Annotated in this window: 11 protein-coding genes; 7 read left to right on the plus strand and 4 right to left on the minus strand. The window is 55.7% G+C overall.

Features of this window, described 5'->3' with window-relative positions:
* Nucleotides 1-7 precede the first annotated feature (7 nt).
* The 3 genes from Q1A34_RS17230 (at nucleotide 8) to Q1A34_RS17240 (ending at nucleotide 6,328) form a co-directional block, all read left to right on the plus strand.
* Nucleotides 8-3,151, plus strand: a complete 3,144-nt coding sequence (locus Q1A34_RS17230; protein WP_300037145.1) for a CHRD domain-containing protein — start codon at nucleotides 8-10, stop codon at nucleotides 3,149-3,151.
* A gap of 64 nt (nucleotides 3,152-3,215) precedes the next feature.
* Nucleotides 3,216-4,961: a type I secretion system permease/ATPase gene (locus Q1A34_RS17235; RefSeq protein ID WP_300037148.1), complete on the plus strand. Its 1,746-nt coding sequence runs from the start codon at nucleotides 3,216-3,218 to the stop codon at nucleotides 4,959-4,961.
* Nucleotides 4,958-6,328 (plus strand): HlyD family type I secretion periplasmic adaptor subunit, encoded by a 1,371-nt coding sequence (locus Q1A34_RS17240; RefSeq protein WP_300037151.1) that lies wholly within the window; start codon nucleotides 4,958-4,960, stop codon nucleotides 6,326-6,328. The genes Q1A34_RS17235 and Q1A34_RS17240 overlap by 4 nt, the downstream gene beginning before the upstream one ends.
* Nucleotides 6,329-6,336: 8 nt before the next feature.
* Here Q1A34_RS17240 and Q1A34_RS17245 read toward each other — a convergent pair whose 3' ends face one another.
* Nucleotides 6,337-7,257 (minus strand): LysR family transcriptional regulator, encoded by a 921-nt coding sequence (locus Q1A34_RS17245; RefSeq protein WP_300037154.1) that lies wholly within the window; start codon nucleotides 7,255-7,257, stop codon nucleotides 6,337-6,339.
* A gap of 526 nt (nucleotides 7,258-7,783) precedes the next feature.
* Between Q1A34_RS17245 and Q1A34_RS17250 the strand changes: the two genes are divergently transcribed.
* The 3 genes from Q1A34_RS17250 to Q1A34_RS17260 all read left to right on the plus strand — a co-directional run bounded on the left by Q1A34_RS17250 (nucleotide 7,784) and on the right by Q1A34_RS17260 (nucleotide 10,775).
* Nucleotides 7,784-8,224 carry a hypothetical protein gene (locus Q1A34_RS17250; protein WP_300037157.1) on the plus strand — a complete coding sequence of 147 codons (441 nt, stop codon included), beginning with the start codon at nucleotides 7,784-7,786 and terminating at the stop codon, nucleotides 8,222-8,224.
* Between the two features lie 3 nt (nucleotides 8,225-8,227).
* Nucleotides 8,228-9,538: a relaxase/mobilization nuclease domain-containing protein gene (locus Q1A34_RS17255; RefSeq protein WP_300037160.1), complete on the plus strand. Its 1,311-nt coding sequence runs from the start codon at nucleotides 8,228-8,230 to the stop codon at nucleotides 9,536-9,538.
* 157 nt (nucleotides 9,539-9,695) lie between these two features.
* The gene (locus tag Q1A34_RS17260; RefSeq protein WP_300037163.1) at nucleotides 9,696-10,775 is read left to right on the plus strand and encodes a PIN domain-containing protein; all 1,080 of its coding nucleotides are present in this window, start codon (nucleotides 9,696-9,698) and stop codon (nucleotides 10,773-10,775) included.
* Between the two features lie 32 nt (nucleotides 10,776-10,807).
* Here Q1A34_RS17260 and Q1A34_RS17265 read toward each other — a convergent pair whose 3' ends face one another.
* Nucleotides 10,808-11,224, minus strand: a complete 417-nt coding sequence (locus Q1A34_RS17265; protein ID WP_300037166.1) for a hypothetical protein — start codon at nucleotides 11,222-11,224, stop codon at nucleotides 10,808-10,810.
* A gap of 11 nt (nucleotides 11,225-11,235) precedes the next feature.
* Nucleotides 11,236-11,742 carry an antirestriction protein ArdA gene (locus Q1A34_RS17270; RefSeq protein WP_300037169.1) on the minus strand — a complete coding sequence of 169 codons (507 nt, stop codon included), beginning with the start codon at nucleotides 11,740-11,742 and terminating at the stop codon, nucleotides 11,236-11,238.
* Between the two features lie 398 nt (nucleotides 11,743-12,140).
* On the opposite strand from Q1A34_RS17270, the gene Q1A34_RS17275 reads away from it, so the two are divergent.
* Nucleotides 12,141-13,247, plus strand: a complete 1,107-nt coding sequence (locus tag Q1A34_RS17275) for a Fic family protein (protein WP_300037174.1) — start codon at nucleotides 12,141-12,143, stop codon at nucleotides 13,245-13,247.
* Here Q1A34_RS17275 and Q1A34_RS17280 read toward each other — a convergent pair.
* On the minus strand, nucleotides 13,244-15,916 hold the full coding sequence (locus Q1A34_RS17280) for a restriction endonuclease (protein WP_300037176.1): 2,673 nt from the start codon (nucleotides 15,914-15,916) through the stop codon (nucleotides 13,244-13,246). The genes Q1A34_RS17275 and Q1A34_RS17280 overlap by 4 nt on opposite strands.
* Between the last annotated feature and the right edge of the window lie 107 nt (nucleotides 15,917-16,023).

Genomic DNA, 16,023 nt, shown 5'->3' on the forward strand with positions numbered 1-16,023 from the left:
CAAAAAAATGCTTTCCGAAATTCTTGCCAGCCTGCGCGCCAGATTGCTGACGACATCGTCACTGGCCCAGGAAACCGTCCGTGACGGACAAACCCTGACCAACAGCTTTTTTCAAAGTGTCGTGGTCGAAAACACACCTGCGTTTATTCTGGACAATGACTTTGCCCGGTTCCTGAACTTTGGCCAGGTCGAGACCAACAACGCCGATGCGGCTGTATCCGTAGAGGGCGCAGACGCGCAGGTCTTTAACTTTCGCTCGGGCGACATTGACGCCAATGGTGCCGTCGCGACCGGCATCGAAGTGACCGACGGCGCCAGTGCGGACATCCGCAACTTTGGCAGCATCGCCGGTGAACTGAACGGTGTCGAATTCAGCGGCGCGAACAGCTCGGGCACGCTTGATAATTTCCGGGGCGGCGTGATTTCCTCTGACAGCCGGGCCGTCGAGATCGAAGGCGAGGGCATCAGTGTCCGCAACTTTGGCGACATTGTCGGCACCGACGATCAGCGCAATGGCACGATCTATACCAACGCGACGGCCGAAGACGTCAGCATCTCCAACTTCACCGGCGGCACGATTGACGCGGGCGACGGCAACAACGGTGCCGGTATCTCGCTGCAGGTCGGTGACGAGGCCGGTGATGTGGTTTCCAACACCATCTTCAATGGTTTTGGCGCAACCATTCAGGGCCGTGGCCAGGCAGCTGCAAACACAGGCGGTGCCGGTGACGGTATCCGCATCGACGACGGTGCTGAGGGCGCTGTTTCCGACACAGACATCGTCAACAGCGGCCTGATCTCCTCTGAGAGCAATCAGGGCACGGCGGGCGGTATCCGCATCGCGGATGGTGTTGCTGCCGAGGGCCGCATTCTCAACACCTCGACGGGTACAATCGAGGGCGTGCGCAACGGTCTTTACATTGGCGAGGGCGAGCACGATCTGGACGTTCTGAACTTTGGCACGATCCAGTCCGGCAGCCGCGCGGTGAACATCGACGGCACTGGCGTTGACCTGATCAACGGTGGCGACATCCTGGGTACAGGTGATCAGCGCAACGGTACTGTCTATGCAGATGGCACGGCGGATGACTTCTCGGTCTCCAACCTGGCGAACGGCACAATCGATGCCGGCGAAGGCAACCAGGGCTCGGGCTTTGGTGCAGAGATCGGGGGGGCCGCGGATGGTGCAAACAGCTTTGCGCTGGAGAACGCCGGTCTGATCCAGGGCCGTGGTAATGCCGCCGCTGGCACAGGTCTTGCAGGCGACGGTGTGCGCATCGGCAATGTCGGCAATACCGGTACGACGGATGCGACCATCACGAACTCCGGCGCAATTCTGTCCGAAGGGGCCAATGGCACTGTTGCCGGTCTGCGCGTCGTCAATGGCGTGAACTTCCAGGGCACGCTGACCAACGCGGGCACCATCGCGGGTGTGCAGAACGGTGTGTACTTTGGCACCGGTGACCACACGGGCGGTTCGTTCGTCAACTCCGGTATCGTGTCCTCAGACAGCCGTGCGCTCAACATCGATGGCTTTGGTCTCTCGGTCGAGAACTCCGGCGCCATTCTGGGCACCGGCGATCAGCGCAACGGCACCGTCTATGCCGATGGTACCGCGGACAACTACACGTTCACCAACACCGGGCTTGTGGATGCGGGAACCGGCAACAACGGTTCTGCCGTGGCACTGCAGACCGGTGATGTGGCAGGTGATGTCGTATCGGCGGCCATCTTTAACCAGGGTGTTTTCGAGGGGCGCGGCGACGCGGCCCAGGGCAACACAGTTGGTGACGGCCTGCGTCTCTTCAGCAACCAGGAAGACGCGAACTTTGCCGGTCTGGTCCAGAACGAAGGCGTCATTGCCGGGTCTTCGGACAGTGATGCCGCCGCCGGTATCCGGATCGATGGTGGGTTGAACCTGCTGGGTGCGATTATCAACGAGGGCGAGATCACCGGTACGGTGAATGCCATCGATGCGCGCGAAGCAGGTGATGTGACTTTCGTCAACGACGACGAGGGTGTTGTAAATGGTAATGTGTTACTTGGTGCCGGAGACGACATCGTTGTGGACCTCGGTCAGATCAACGGTGTCGTCGATGGCGGCGCGGGCGATGATGTTCTGATCGCAGGCAGCGGCGACAATGTGCTCGTCGGTGGCCTGGGCAATGACTTCATCGAAGGCGGCGACGGTATCGACACGGCGGATTTCTCGGATCTGGACGTGGCGGTCAGGGTCGACCTTGGTGCAAACGGGAATGGTACGGCCACCCGTGACACAGGGTTCAACGTGTCGGTCAGGGATCAGGCTGTCAGCAACGGTGCTGCGTTTGTTGCGGCGGCTGAGGCAGGCAATCTCTATTTTAACGTCCACACAAGCGAGTTCCCGGGCGGTGAAATCCGCGGTCAGCTGACGATTGTCAGCGATACCGGGACGGGCCATAACCGGGTGATCGAGCTTGCCGGATCGCTTGATGCCAGCCAGGAGCCGGGGCCAACGTCCGACAGTGCGGCCACCGGTGAAGGGACCATCACGATCTCCTTCAACGAGGCGGGTGAGGTGCTCTATTCCTCCGAGCTGAGCGTTGTGGGTCTGAACGAAGCTGACCTGCAGACGCCTGTTCCCGGCGGGGCATCGGCCATCCACGTGCACAATGCACCGGCTGGCGTGAACGGCCCGATCCTGCAGGACACACTGGTGGATGCTGGTGGTATCCTTGATGCAGGCGCGCCCACGGGCATCGTCGGCCCGGATGTCATCGACAACCAGATCGAGGTCGATGTGCTCAGCTCCATCGAGAACGTGATCGGCTCGGACGATGGCGATGTCATCAATGGCTCGGACCAGTCCAACACCCTGCGCGGTGAGGACGGGGATGACCTGCTGAACGGCCAGGGCGGTGATGATCTGCTGCTGGGCGGCGAAGGAGCGGACACCTTCGTCTTCGAAGGGCTCTTTGGCACCGACACCATCGCTGACTTCGAAGTGGGCGTGGACCGGTTGGATTTCTCCGACTTTGGCCCGGACTTTGCAGACAGCCTGCAGGTCACCCAGGACGGTGACGACGCGGTGCTGAGCTTCTCCTCGGACGCCTCTGTGCGGCTTGAGGGGGTCAGCCAGGCCGACCTGCTCGACGACGACTTCATCGCTTAATCGTAAAATCCCCGGGGTGGCGGCACGTGTCGCCACCTCTTCACCCTGAAAAGAGATCACCCCCATGTTTCAGAAAAAATCCACCGTCACTTCCGCCTGGCGCGCGCTGCGCCCCGGATTTACCGCCATCGGGTTCTTCAGCCTGATTCTGAATGTCCTGATGCTCGCCGGACCGCTGTACATGCTGCAGGTCTATGACCGGGTCCTGACCAGCCAGAATGTCGATACACTTATCGCCCTCACTGTCCTTCTGGGGGGTGTCTTTGTCGTCACCGGCCTGCTCGATCTGATCCGCATGCGCATCCTTGGCCGTCTGGGCGCACGCTTTGAGCTGCAGATCGGCGCGCCCATCCTGCAGGCCTCTGTGCGCCGCCGTGTGCAGGGCAAACCGCCCGCCGAAAATCCGGCAGCGGACGTGAACGGTCTGCGCGACTTTATCTCGGGCCCTGCGCTGATTGCCTTTTTTGATGCGCCCTGGATTCCGCTCTATCTCGGGGTGCTTTACCTGCTGCACCCCTACCTCGGCGCGCTCGGCCTTGCCGGTGCGCTGCTTCTCACACTTATGGCCCTGATCAACAATGCGCGGTCTTCGGACGTGATGCAGGATGCATCCCGCGCGCGCGCCAGGTCCGACAGTTTGTTCACCTCCAGTGAGCAGAATGCAGAGCTCGTCCATGCGATGGGTATGACTGGTGATCTCGCCCGTCGCTGGACAGCTCTGCAACATGATGCGCATCACCTGAAATCCCGCGTGGCCGACGGGCTGGCCGGTTTTTCGGTGATGTCCAAAACCATCCGGATGGCGCTGCAATCGGGCATGCTGGGTCTCGGGGCCGCGCTGGCCGTGGCCGGAGAGGCCACCGCCGGTGTGATGATCGCCGCGACCATTGTGCTGGCCCGTGCACTGGCCCCCATTGACCAGCTGATCGGACAATGGCGGACGTTTCTGGCAGCCCGTGGTTCTTACAAAAGCCTGCGCGCCCTGTCAGAGACCTATCCTGCGCCGGACAAGCGCCTGGCCATGCCGCGCCCGCAGATTTCCCTGACCGCGGCGATTGCCCAGGCGGGGCCACCTCTGGCAAAGAACGCGACCATCGGCGGGATCGAGTTTGGCCTCTCTGCCGGCGACGTCGTGGCGGTCATCGGGCACAGCGGGTCGGGCAAATCGACGCTCGCGCGTATGCTGGCGGGTATCTGGGCGCCGCAGCGCGGGGCGATCCGCCTCGATGGCACGCCCATGGACAAATGGGACCCCGAAGAGCTGGGGCAGCTGATCGGCTATCTGCCGCAGGACGTGCAGCTCTTTGACGGTACGATCCGCGAAAACATCGCGCGGTTCTCGACCTCGATCGACGATGCCAAAGTTTTGGCTGCTGCCGTATCGGCGGATGTGCATGGTCTGATCAGCAGCCTGCCCGACGGGTATGCCACCGAGATCGGCAACGGCTTTCACCTGTCGGGTGGTCAGCGCCAGCGCATCGCACTGGCCCGCGCGCTTTACAATGACCCGTTTGTCCTGGTGCTGGACGAGCCCAACTCGGATCTCGACGGGCAGGGCGAGCTTGCCCTGCGCAATGCGATCCGTGCTGCCAGCGCGCGGGGTGCCATCACCTTTGTGATGACCCATCGCCCCAGCACGCTGGAGGCAGTCAACAAGGTGCTCACCCTGAACAAGGGCATGCAATCCGGCTTTGGCGACAAGGAAGACATCCTGCGCCCGCGTCAGCCGGGCCAGGTTGCCCCGACAAAATCCCCACAACTCGCTGCGCGTACGCCTCAGCAGCCTATGGAACAAGGAGCGCCTCAATGACCCCCGCACTCTCCAACCCGTCCCTTCAAAGCACTCTGCGCCTCGAAGATTACAACCGCGTTCAGACAAAAACCGCCCGCACGGGCATCCTGGGGTTTATTGTCCTTGGCGTGCTGACGGTCACCGGTTTCATCGGCGGATCCGTCTATTGGGCCACGGCCTCAAAACTCGACGGGGCGGTTGTTGCCCCTGCGTCTTTCGTGGTCGAAGGAAACCGCAAGACGGTCGAACATCTGGAAGGCGGTATCGTCAGAACCATTGCTGTGCGCGACGGTGATCTGGTCGAGGCAGGGCAGACCCTGCTGGAACTGGACAGCACTGATCTGGGCGTCGATCTGGATGTGATCAAAAGCCAGCTGGGCGACCTGATGGTGCGCCGCGCGCGCCTGCTGGCGCAGCTGGAAGGCCGTGACAGTTTTACCCGCCAGGATGTGGCCGCGTCGCTGAGTGTGGCGATGGAGCCGTCCGACTGGGCCGAGGCTTACCGGACGCAAAAGCTGCTCTTTGATGTGGAACGGCGCTCGCGCACAGCGGAAACCGCGCTGACGGCGCAAAGGGTGTCGAACCTTGAAGATCAGGTGAGCGGCCTGCAGGCGCAGCGCGCCTCCAACACGCGCCAGCTGGACATCACCCTGCAGGAAGTGGCGAACCTTCAGACCCTGCTCGACAAGGGCCTTGTTGCCGCCGCGCGTGTCAATTCCCGGCGGGTCGAGGCCGAGCGGCTCAACGGTGTTGATGCCACGCTTGCGACCCAGGAAATCCAGGCCCGCAACCAGATCAGCGAATTGCAGCTCGCCGCCATCGGCACCCAGAGCCTGCGCGATGAGAGCGCCTCCTCCGAACTTGCCCGGGTCGAAGCCCTGCAGGCCACGCTCGTGCCGCAGTATCTCGGCGCAACGGAGCGGCTGAAGCGGGTGGCCATCACCGCCCCTGTCAGCGGGCGCGTGGTCGGGATGACGGTGTTTACCGCGGGCGGCGTGGTCCGTCCGGGTGACCCGATCATGGACATCGTGCCGGTGGATCAGCCGCTGATTGTCGAGGCACGGGTAAGCACGGCTGATATCGAAAAGCTGCATGTCGGGCAGGCATCGCGCGTGCGTCTGTCAGCCTTTGATCAGGGCGAGGTTCCCGAGGCCACAGGCCGGGTTGTCAGCCTCTCGGCGGACAGTCTGGAAGACGCGCGCACAGGCGAGTTCTATTATGTGGCGCGGGTGCGTCTGGATCAGGATCAGCCCGATCAGATCACAGAGCTGGACCTGGTGCCGGGCATGCCCGCGGACCTCTTTGTCAACACCGGCGAACGCACGGCATTGAGCTATCTGGCCCAGCCGCTGAGCAATCGTCTGGCGCGCACGTTCATCGAATGAACATCACGTCACGCCTCGAATGTAGGCGTGACGCCTTTGGGTGGGTTGCGCTGAATATAGGCCCCGATCTTTGCCAGCAGCGGTTTGCGCGGACAGTTCAGCCGCGACGCCGCCCCGAGGTTTCGCAGGTGGCCCGGTGCCTCAAACGGGACAAAGGACAGGGGCCAGGCATCCTGACGGAACTGCTCGGCGGCCAGTGCGGAGACGATGGTGCAGTCGTCTGAGTGGCAGATATGCCGGCAGATTGTCTCGAACCGCAGTGCGGTCAGATCAAAGCGTTTGCGCGCACGGGATTGCCTGTCAGGGGTCGGCAGACGGGTCTCCAGCTCATATCCAAACGAATGCGGCAGGCGGATAAAATCGTGAACAGGCACCTCTTCGGGTCGGATGGACCTCAGGGTTTCCAGCGGGTGCCCGCGCCGCATCGCCAGAAACAGCGGCTCGGACCAGATGGAGGTAAAATCCAGCGTCGGGTTATGATTGAGCTGCGCCACCAGCGCCACATCCAGCGTGTGATCCTCGACCTGGCGCAGCATGTTCTGCGGCAGGTCCTCGATCATCGTGACCTGCATATTCGGAAAGAGGTCGCTGAAGAGCGTCGAGAAGTATTTTGTCAGATAGGGTGCAAGCGTCGGGGTCAGACCGATCTGGAACGGCACCGCCTCGGGGTCGCGGAACTCGGTTGCGGCATCCCTGATGCTCTGGGCGCTGGTCAGCATGTCTTCTGCGAGAGCGACCACCCTTTCGCCAAAGACCGTCAGCCGTGTCTCCCCGCTCATGCGGATGAAAAGGTCAGTCCCCAGCTCTTTTTCCAGCTTTCTGATCTGGTTTGACAGGGCGGGCTGAGAGACATGGCAGATGCCTGCCGCCGCGCTGAAATTCCCCAGCCGCGCAACCGCCGTGACGTATTCAAGGTCTCGCAAGTTCATTTTGGGTCACCATTCCTCCACCGACCTGTACCAAAGCCGGAGGCGAAGAATAAGTATGCTCACGTTCTGTTGACGCAATCGGAGCGCAGGAGCCCTTTTGAACCGCCAGCCGCGTTGTGCGGGCGGTGCCACAGGCGGATGTATCACGGCCAACGCGCACATATCGCACGATCCGATTGACCGGATTACGGTTTACGGAGCAGAGCATCCGCGGCACGATCAGATGCCGCGCAACCGCCCGCACCGGGTGAGAACACCGCCCGGGCGCGCCCGTCTGATGCGTGCTGCGAAGCGACGCTGCACGGCGGCGCGGACAAACGGCACGCTTCGCCAGTGCCCGGGTACGATCTGCTGCGGTTTCGGTGGTTCATGGTGCTGCCAATGAGAAAAACTTTGAGCAGCCGGACTGGGAAAAAATCGAAGCGCTTTTCAGCACTTTTGAGGACTGGAACCATCAACTGAGAAACAGCGAGTTTGAGGCTTGGGCGGGGGAACAAGCGGCACTTGATCACGAGGAGCCGCAGCCATGAAACGCCCAAAGCTCACAGATTATCTCACCTCAAAATTCACAACCGCTGCTGCGGAAAGTGCCCCCATCAAGAAAAGTAGAGAAGGAAAGCGGCCTTCCCCGATTTCCCTCCGCTTGAACGAAGCCGAGCTTGCCGCTCTGCGCAAGGCATCGGCTGGTCGATCTATGAACGGCTACATCCGAGAGCGACTTTTCGGCAATGCGACGGCTGTACGGCTATCAAAGCCTGCCTCAGACGATCACGAAGCGCTGGCTCGTGTTCTTGGTGCCTTGGGACGTAGTGACGTGTTCACCAGTCTTGCTGCAATTTCTCTGGCACTGGAAGAGCAGCGTTTGGTCACAGACAGACGCACAAAGAGCGCAATTCTTGATGCCTGTGATGCAGTCGTTTCGATGCGGTCTGACCTGCTGCGCGCGCTTGGTCTCCGTAAGGATTGATCAATGATCCTCGTTGGCAACCAGCGCGGGGGTGCCACTAACCTCGCTCTTCACTTGATGAAGAATGAAAATGAACAGGTGCAGATTCATCAGATTCGAGGGTTTGCGTCCAACGATCTCGAGTCCGCGTTTCGCGAGTCATACGCCATGGCGCGAGCGACAAAGTGCAAACAGCACTTATTCAGTTTAAGCTTGAATCCACCTCATGAAGCTAGCCTGACTGCTCAGGATTTTGAGAACACCGTTGATCGCGCAGAAAAACAACTTGGGCTGGAAGGCCAGCCTCGCGCCATTGTCATTCACACCAAAAATGGACGGCAACACGCGCATGCTGTCTGGTCTCGTATCGACAGCGAAAGCATGCGTGCGGTTCAGATGTCATTTTCCAAAAGAAAGATGCAGGATTTGTCGCGAGAATTGTATCGCGAACATGGCTGGACGATGCCGCGCGGGTTTGTGCGGCATGAAGAACGTGATCCTCGTAACTTTACATTAGCTGAGTGGCAGCAATGCAAGCGAGCTGGGCGCGATCCGACCAAGACCAAGGAGATTTTTCAGGATGCCTGGGCAATCTCGGATAGCCGCGCTGCCTTTGGCAATGCGCTTGAAGCTCACGGTTTCGTTTTGGCCAAAGGTGATCGGAGAGGACACATCGCCGTTGATCGAAACGGTGAAGCTTTTGCTATTTCAAAATATGTTGGCATCAAAGCCAAGCAGGTGCGAGACAGGCTGGGTGATCCATCGAAGCTACCTGCTAAAAACGAAGCTCATCGCATAGCTTCAGATCGCACCATCAAACGTCTTGCTGTACTGCGCGAGCAAGAAAAGCTGCGCGCGCGTCAACGTGTTGAACAGCTTACGCGGCAGAACGCAGAGAACAAGAAACGTCAGTCTTTGGCTCAGGAAGAACTCAAGAAGCGTGTGGCCTCAGACACTGATAAGCGCAAACGAGAACTAGAAGCCCGTTTGCGCAAAGGCTTGATGGGACTGCTAGATCGTGTGACGGGCAAGCGAAAGAAAACTCTTCAGCAAAACCATCTTGAAAATGCGCAAGCTGAACAACAGGCAAAGGCGCAGCACGAACGCTTGCGCGCTCAATACATGTCGGCGCAAGAAGCAGTCGCCGAACGCAAGAAAGAAGAACTGACGCGCGCGGCCTATATTCGTCGCGAGCTTGCCAAGGACACGAGACAACTAGAAGAGCGGTTTAAGGAACTCAGTTCTGAAAGCGATAGGTCGGCCCGCAGGCGGCAATCATCGCCCAGACCAAAACGGCGAGCACGCAACAGAGACGGCCCGAGTTTTGATCGGTGATCTAGTCGCCTCTTGCAAATTGGGTGAGCATCGGTCGTCGATGGCGGTCACACGAATTGTCCTGTGCATTCTCTTGCATTCACGGTGGTGTTGATATCTGTGCCATGACAGGCTGTTATGGCTAGTTTCGAGACTTAACACTTTGGGTGGCGTGCTTATGACCACGATTTTCATTGATACGAACATTCTGATGAATGACCGCTTTTTCCGTTCATCCTCGGCCAAAGCGTTCTTGAAAGCGTGTTCTTTCTTAGGCGTCCAAGTCGTTATTCCCGATGTTGTGTTTGATGAGTTATTGGGAAATTTTTCGACAAGACTGCAAGATAAGGCGAATGCTTATCAGAAGGCTAGCAGAGAATTAAAGCAGCTTGTCGAACTCGAACATTCTCCACCAGATGTCGAGGCAGAAGCTTCAGCCTATGAAGACTGGCTCTTGGAGTTGATCGAAGACAATGGGATCATAGTCGCGCCGTACCCAGATGTCTCTGCAAAGGAATTGGTTTCAAAATCCTATGAAGGGGCAAAGCCATTCAAAGACGGTGGCGAAGGTCACAAGGACTACCTTGTCTGGAAGACCGTTGCCGCGCGCATCAATGCACAAGAGAATGACGCGCCGAATCTCTTTTTGACCAATAATACAAAGGATTTTTGTGCGAAGGGAGACGACGGAGAGTTTGTCTTGCATCCTGATCTGGTAGAGCAAATCAACGTCGAAGCACGAGTGCCGAGTATCCAAACTTCGCTAAGAAACGCCTTTGACAATGTGCTCGCGCCGCAATTACAGGGCGCTACGCTAGAAGACATTCCCGACATTGGAACGGACGAAGTTCAGGCCTTTGTAGACAAGTGCTTGCTTGATGATTTGCCTCATCACTCTGCGTTCGGTTTCGAAGGTGTACCCTTCAGCAACGATGTCATGATCACAAGCGTCGGCGAAGCGGAAATTGGAAACATAGAACTTGTGAAGGCTGACGACGAAGTTTTCATCAAAGTGAGTGGAACCATCGGAATCGAAGTTTCTGGTTTCATGGATAAGTACGATTTTTATCGTGAGACGGAAGGCGGAGTGCACGTTTCTGTCGATGATGCTGACTGGAACAATCATGTTATGGCGGTCAGCACATATGTGGACACGGAGTTTGAGGTCAGGCTCTTCTATTCGTTTGAAAGCAAGGAGATAGCTGGCTACGAGATTTCCTTGCCGCAAGAGATTGAGGACGATTGGCCATACAAATAGGTCTGGTTCAAATCAGCGATCAACCCTTCTGCCTAACGTCCAAACAAATCCAACTGCTGTGCAGGCAACCCGTCCAATGTCTTGAGGTTCGCAAAGCCGTTGTAGATGTGGTTGTGCTTGAGGCTCATGGATGTGTGTATGTCTGCACAACATGCACCATTCGGTGCGGGGTGGTTGCGTCTATGTTTCCGCAATTCCCACACGCAGCGGCGGTAAATTGAAACATCACGTTTTAAGTCAGCGATGAGCTTAGAGCGCATGGCGCGGATGGCGCGTGTACGCTGCGGTTCAGATTTGCGCCCGATGGCCTTTATGTCTGCTGCCAGATAGCCCTCGTAATTGTCAGAAAGAACGGAGTCCCTGATGTCTTTGAGCGTTGGGACGGCACCGCCGAGAAAATAGTACCACGGGTGCCCTGCGCTGTATCCTTGGTGAGAGAGTTGTGTCATGTCGCCCTCCCTTAAGATGCTCGATAGATTAGGTTTTCACCCGCAATAACGGTCTCGCTATATTCCACAGACAAATCACGGGCGATTGCGTCATAGTCGATGTAGAATTGCAGACTTTCGGGGATGTCGCCAAACAGGCCTTCGTCGACAAATTGCTCCGCCAGTTCTTGCATGCTTCTGACGTAGTAGATGTCTATGCCGTGATGGTCTGGTTCTACATCGGGGTCAAAATCATAGCCGCATTCGCCAACGGCAATGATTACCAGTATTTTCTGCCAGTCTTGCCATGCTTCGATGCAGGGCAAAAAGTCGCGAAAGTTGCCTTGATTTATGTTGATGGCGTTTGCCAACTCACAGTCAATCTGCTCTCCGTCAATAAACTGGATTTCAAATTCTTCGACAGGATCGCCTGAGCTGTTGACCAGTTTTGCGGCCTTCTCATCAAACTCGTCCGTTGTGTCAAAGTAGAAACCCTGAGCTGTGATGTCATAAGGCTGTGCGTAGAGGGTAGTTGTCATGGTGATCTCGCTTTCATTTTGGATCAAAGGCAGAGCCGACCATCAGCCCCGCGCTTGAACCTCTGCCCAGCGGCGAGCGTCCCAAAAAAAGCCGCGCTTAGGCGCGGCTGGGACGTCTCGATCAAACTTTTCGGGAATGGGTCAATTATCTTCTCGGGAGACCGCTTGCGGCGGAAGATGATTGACGCACAGCCCGTGGGCGTTCCCGGATTTGATGTAAGCTGGGAGAACAGGTTCCAAGCATGCCAGGGCATGCGCTTTCAAAGTGGCGGCATGCGTGCCGCCTCATCCTTTTGCGCAAGGGATTGAAGCCGGATGGCCGGGACTACAGGCCCGGTTCACGAAAGCCCGACCTGCAAGGTAGGTGCGCCCACTTATGGATGCTTATGGGTATAGTTTTGGATATTTTCTTCCTAAACTTGCCTTTATGGGTATTTTTGGATATATTTTTGGGTATGAGCTTGAACATAGAAACGATCAATATCACGCCCGAAATCCTTGCTATCATCGCTGAGATTGATGAATTCAAGGGCGCATGGAAGGCTCTCGGAACACTCGCGCCGGAGCGCTTATCTGCGCTACGCCGTGTGGCCACCATCGAAAGCATTGGCTCTTCAACACGGATCGAGGGCAGCAAGCTCTCTGACAGCGATGTAGACAAATTGCTATCCAACATCGAGATCAAACAATTCGATACACGCGATGAACAGGAAGTGGCGGGATACGCCGAAGCGATTGAAACGGTCTTTGCAAGCGCAAGCGTGATCACGCTCACTGAGAATCACATCAAGCAACTTCACCGTGATCTTTTGCGCCATTCTTCAAAAGACGAGCGGCATCGCGGCGAATACAAAACGCAGACCAACCATGTGAGCGCGTTTGATGCGGATGGCAATGAGGTGGGGGTAGTTTTTGAGACTGCCACACCATTCGAAACACCACGCTTGATGACTGGCCTGGTGGAATGGACAAACGCGTCACTAGAAAAGAAAACGCTTCACCCGCTTATGGTGGCTGCGATTTTCACAGTCGTGTTTTTGGAAATTCATCCATTTCAAGATGGCAATGGCAGGCTGTCACGCATCCTAACAACACTGCTGCTGATCCGAAGCGGCTATGAGTATGTGCCTTACAGCTCGCTTGAGTCCGTGATCGAACAAAGTAAGGAAGGGTACTATCTCGCCTTGCGCCGCACACAAGGCACGATCCGAACTGATGCTCCTGACTGGCAACCTTGGCTCATCTTCTTCCTGCGCGCGCTGCAACAGCAAAAAGCGCGCTTGGAGATCAAGATGAACCGAGAGAAGCTGCTTATGCAGCAATTGCCGCCGCTCAGCGTCGAAATCGTCGATCTCGTCAAAAAGCATGGTCAACTCAAGATCGCGCAGATTGTCGAGCTAACAGGAGCCAACCGAAACACTGTGAAGAAGCATTTGGGTGAGCTGGTTGCAAACAGTCATATTTCAAAACAAGGTGTTGGAAAAGGTACTGTTTACACTTTCTAGCCTTCAGACAGCCACGATATCCAACGCTTGAATGATGAACCATGACGTCTGCAAGAACCTGGGGACCAATTGAGATGAAAGTAATCTGCGATGTAGCTCCCAATTTCATCGGCGGACAAATCTTTCTGAGCCATGTTTGGCAAGCAGTTCCTAAAGGGTTCAATTGTTTCAGTGGCAGCGCGCACGGCTTCTGCTGCGCTCTGTCGTCCAGACGCACTTTCTGAGAGTAAAAGTTTGCCATTGTGACTGGATATGAGACCGAGAGTACTTGCAGCGAAAACGGCGTTTCTGAGACCCAAAGCTTCTGCTTCTGATTTTTCACTTAGTTCGCCAGCCCTAAGGCTTTCGACGAGCTCTATCACTCGTTCGGGCGGAGCCGCCGCTCGAAATAGTTCCACTTCTGAGATTCTCGTGACTCTCTCAGAAGACCTCAAGATATCGTCGACTGGATCACTCAAGGTGAAGTAGTTGCCCGTTTTCTTTAAGACACCAAAGTGAATCGCGTAGATCAAAATTTTTCGATTGTAGGTATCTAGAGTTTTATCATCAATCGCGATGAACTCGTAATCTTCCTTCGATGCAGAGCAAATCTCATCGAAGGTTGCCTTACGTTGCGCAGAGATAAGCTCCATCGCCCGTACTATGACCGCGTGGCTTGTCAAAAATTCCTTTATCTTTGACGTGGCTTCAACTGAGTTGCCGAAACTCGTTTCAATGATTTGGTCAACTCTGTTGGCACGTACCAACCCCATGTTAACCAAGTCTCGTACGGTATTGTCGGCAGTTGACAGGCTAACATTGAGCCTTTCCGACAACTCGGAGTAGGTCATTGAGGAGTTTTCGAGAAGTAGCTTGATGATACCGCCAATGCGCCGCGCCGACATCGTCAGAGCATAGGTATTGGGAAGATGTGGTAACTCTTCGAACAGGATGTACTCACGAAAAATATCCCAATAGAGGTTAAGTTGACCGCCGGTGTTGATGACCAGTCGTCGGCTAATAAGTGCATCAACTGTTTGTGCACCAAAACGATCAGCTGTCGACCCAAAATCAACGGGTGAATGCTGCGCAATAAACTTGATCGCCCTTCTTTCAGGTTCTGAAACCTCTTGGAGATCGTTCAGGAACAAATTCTCGAGAGAGAACAAGCTCCCAACCCCTCTTGTATTACCTTGTTCTACTGTCTCCGAAAGATAATGCCGCACCAGTTTTTTAAGCAACCAAGGGAACCCTGCATAGTTTTCGATAATGAACTTTGTCAGTGTTTTATTGAGAGTAGCTTTGCTCTCCTTCTGGGCATGTAAAATGAAATGATCCGCATCCTCGCGTGAGAATTTGTCGATCTGAAAATCCCTCCGACGATCCGACAAGGAATGCCAAAGATGGTATCCAGGATAATCAGAGCCCACAGTTCCATCGGTCTTCCATGAAAACCCAATCACAAAATTCGACCGACATTCGTCCGCAGCCAAGGCCAGCTCTTTCATCCGTGCAAATACGGGGGAGAGTTCAGCGCGATGAATGATCTCTTCAAACTGATCAAAGATCACACAAATCACTACTCCTTGTTGCTTGGCCATTTCTAAGAGCTCGACAATGCTCTCTTCCTCAAATGGGTTAGCTTCAAACTTTGTATTCAGCCTGAAGAGCGGACCTGGGTAGAGCTGGTTCGCGGCCAACCTTAAAGCTCTATCCAGAACTAAGTTCGGGTAAATGGAAGTCTTCGCAGCTCTGCAATCAACAGGCACAATAATGGAATTTTGCCTACCAAATTCCGCCGCTATTTTTAGTGCTAAGCTGCTTTTGCCCCAACCGGACTGGCCTTTGACTCCGAATAGCCTAGAACTGGTTTGCCCCTTGCGCACTCGCTCAAAGAACTCACCTATCTCCTCCAATACGCGCTTTCGTCCCACGAAGTCGTCTGGACGTGACGGCCTGTAGTCACTCCACTCCTCACCGGGTATAACCTCGACAACCGGTTGAGACTGTTTGCTCACAGCCTCGTCATGTGTTTCGTGATCCAGCCAACCCAGTTCTGGAAAAGGAAAGTCAGTTCCGGTCAAGTCAGGTGTGTCACTTGGATTGATTGTTTGTCCCGTTTCTGCGTCCCATGCTCGAAGTGCCGTAGGCTGACCTGAGGTCTTGTCATAGGCTGGAAAAATCCAGATGTATCGGCTCTCAAAAATGCACAGATACTTTTCGTTCGGAGTCTCTTCAGTTGCGACCGCGGGTTCCACAAGAGCATTCATTTCGACGAGGTACTCAACCAGCTTGTTTGGCGAGAAGTGCTTGTAGATTTCCCTTTGTTCCTTTTGGTTTAGTTTTGTTAATCGACCTTCTGCTTCTTTGCCCAAGTCCGATATCGAAAAGATCCACCCCACATGCGCATCATAAAGTGAGACATCTGTGTGCAGCTTGTTGATTACTGCAGATGGCAATGCTTCCGACTGTGTTTTGCATTCGACGATTGCCAAGTCGCCAGACAGGTCATTTTTGCACAGCAAATCGATTTCAGTTCCGACGTCGCGAACCCGTTCGTTCACTGTGTAGTTTTGCAGTCTAAGAAACTGGTTGACGATCCTCTCAAAGAGTTGGCCCTTGTCGCTTCTGTAGCTATCATTCGCCTTGTTGAGCGGTATCAATATTCTGTATTTTGGGTCTCTCAGCATCGTCTGAAACTACTACATATAGGTGATTCATACCACCCTAGGCCTGCAGCCGCAGAAAGAACAGTAAAGCCTGATAATAAGCCAGAGTTTTCCCTTTATTTTTCCTG

Source organism: uncultured Roseobacter sp. (assembly GCF_947491795.1).
Lineage (GTDB): Bacteria > Pseudomonadota > Alphaproteobacteria > Rhodobacterales > Rhodobacteraceae > Roseobacter.

Coding starts and splice junctions, on each gene's coding strand:
- Q1A34_RS17230 (WP_300037145.1), top strand. CDS start 8: ATGCTTTCCGAAATTCTTGCCAGCCTGCGCGCCAGATTGCTGACGACA.
- Q1A34_RS17235 (WP_300037148.1), top strand. CDS start 3,216: ATGTTTCAGAAAAAATCCACCGTCACTTCCGCCTGGCGCGCGCTGCGC.
- Q1A34_RS17240 (WP_300037151.1), top strand. CDS start 4,958: ATGACCCCCGCACTCTCCAACCCGTCCCTTCAAAGCACTCTGCGCCTC.
- Q1A34_RS17245 (WP_300037154.1), bottom strand. CDS start 7,257: ATGAACTTGCGAGACCTTGAATACGTCACGGCGGTTGCGCGGCTGGGG.
- Q1A34_RS17250 (WP_300037157.1), top strand. CDS start 7,784: ATGAAACGCCCAAAGCTCACAGATTATCTCACCTCAAAATTCACAACC.
- Q1A34_RS17255 (WP_300037160.1), top strand. CDS start 8,228: ATGATCCTCGTTGGCAACCAGCGCGGGGGTGCCACTAACCTCGCTCTT.
- Q1A34_RS17260 (WP_300037163.1), top strand. CDS start 9,696: ATGACCACGATTTTCATTGATACGAACATTCTGATGAATGACCGCTTT.
- Q1A34_RS17265 (WP_300037166.1), bottom strand. CDS start 11,224: ATGACACAACTCTCTCACCAAGGATACAGCGCAGGGCACCCGTGGTAC.
- Q1A34_RS17270 (WP_300037169.1), bottom strand. CDS start 11,742: ATGACAACTACCCTCTACGCACAGCCTTATGACATCACAGCTCAGGGT.
- Q1A34_RS17280 (WP_300037176.1), bottom strand. CDS start 15,916: ATGCTGAGAGACCCAAAATACAGAATATTGATACCGCTCAACAAGGCG.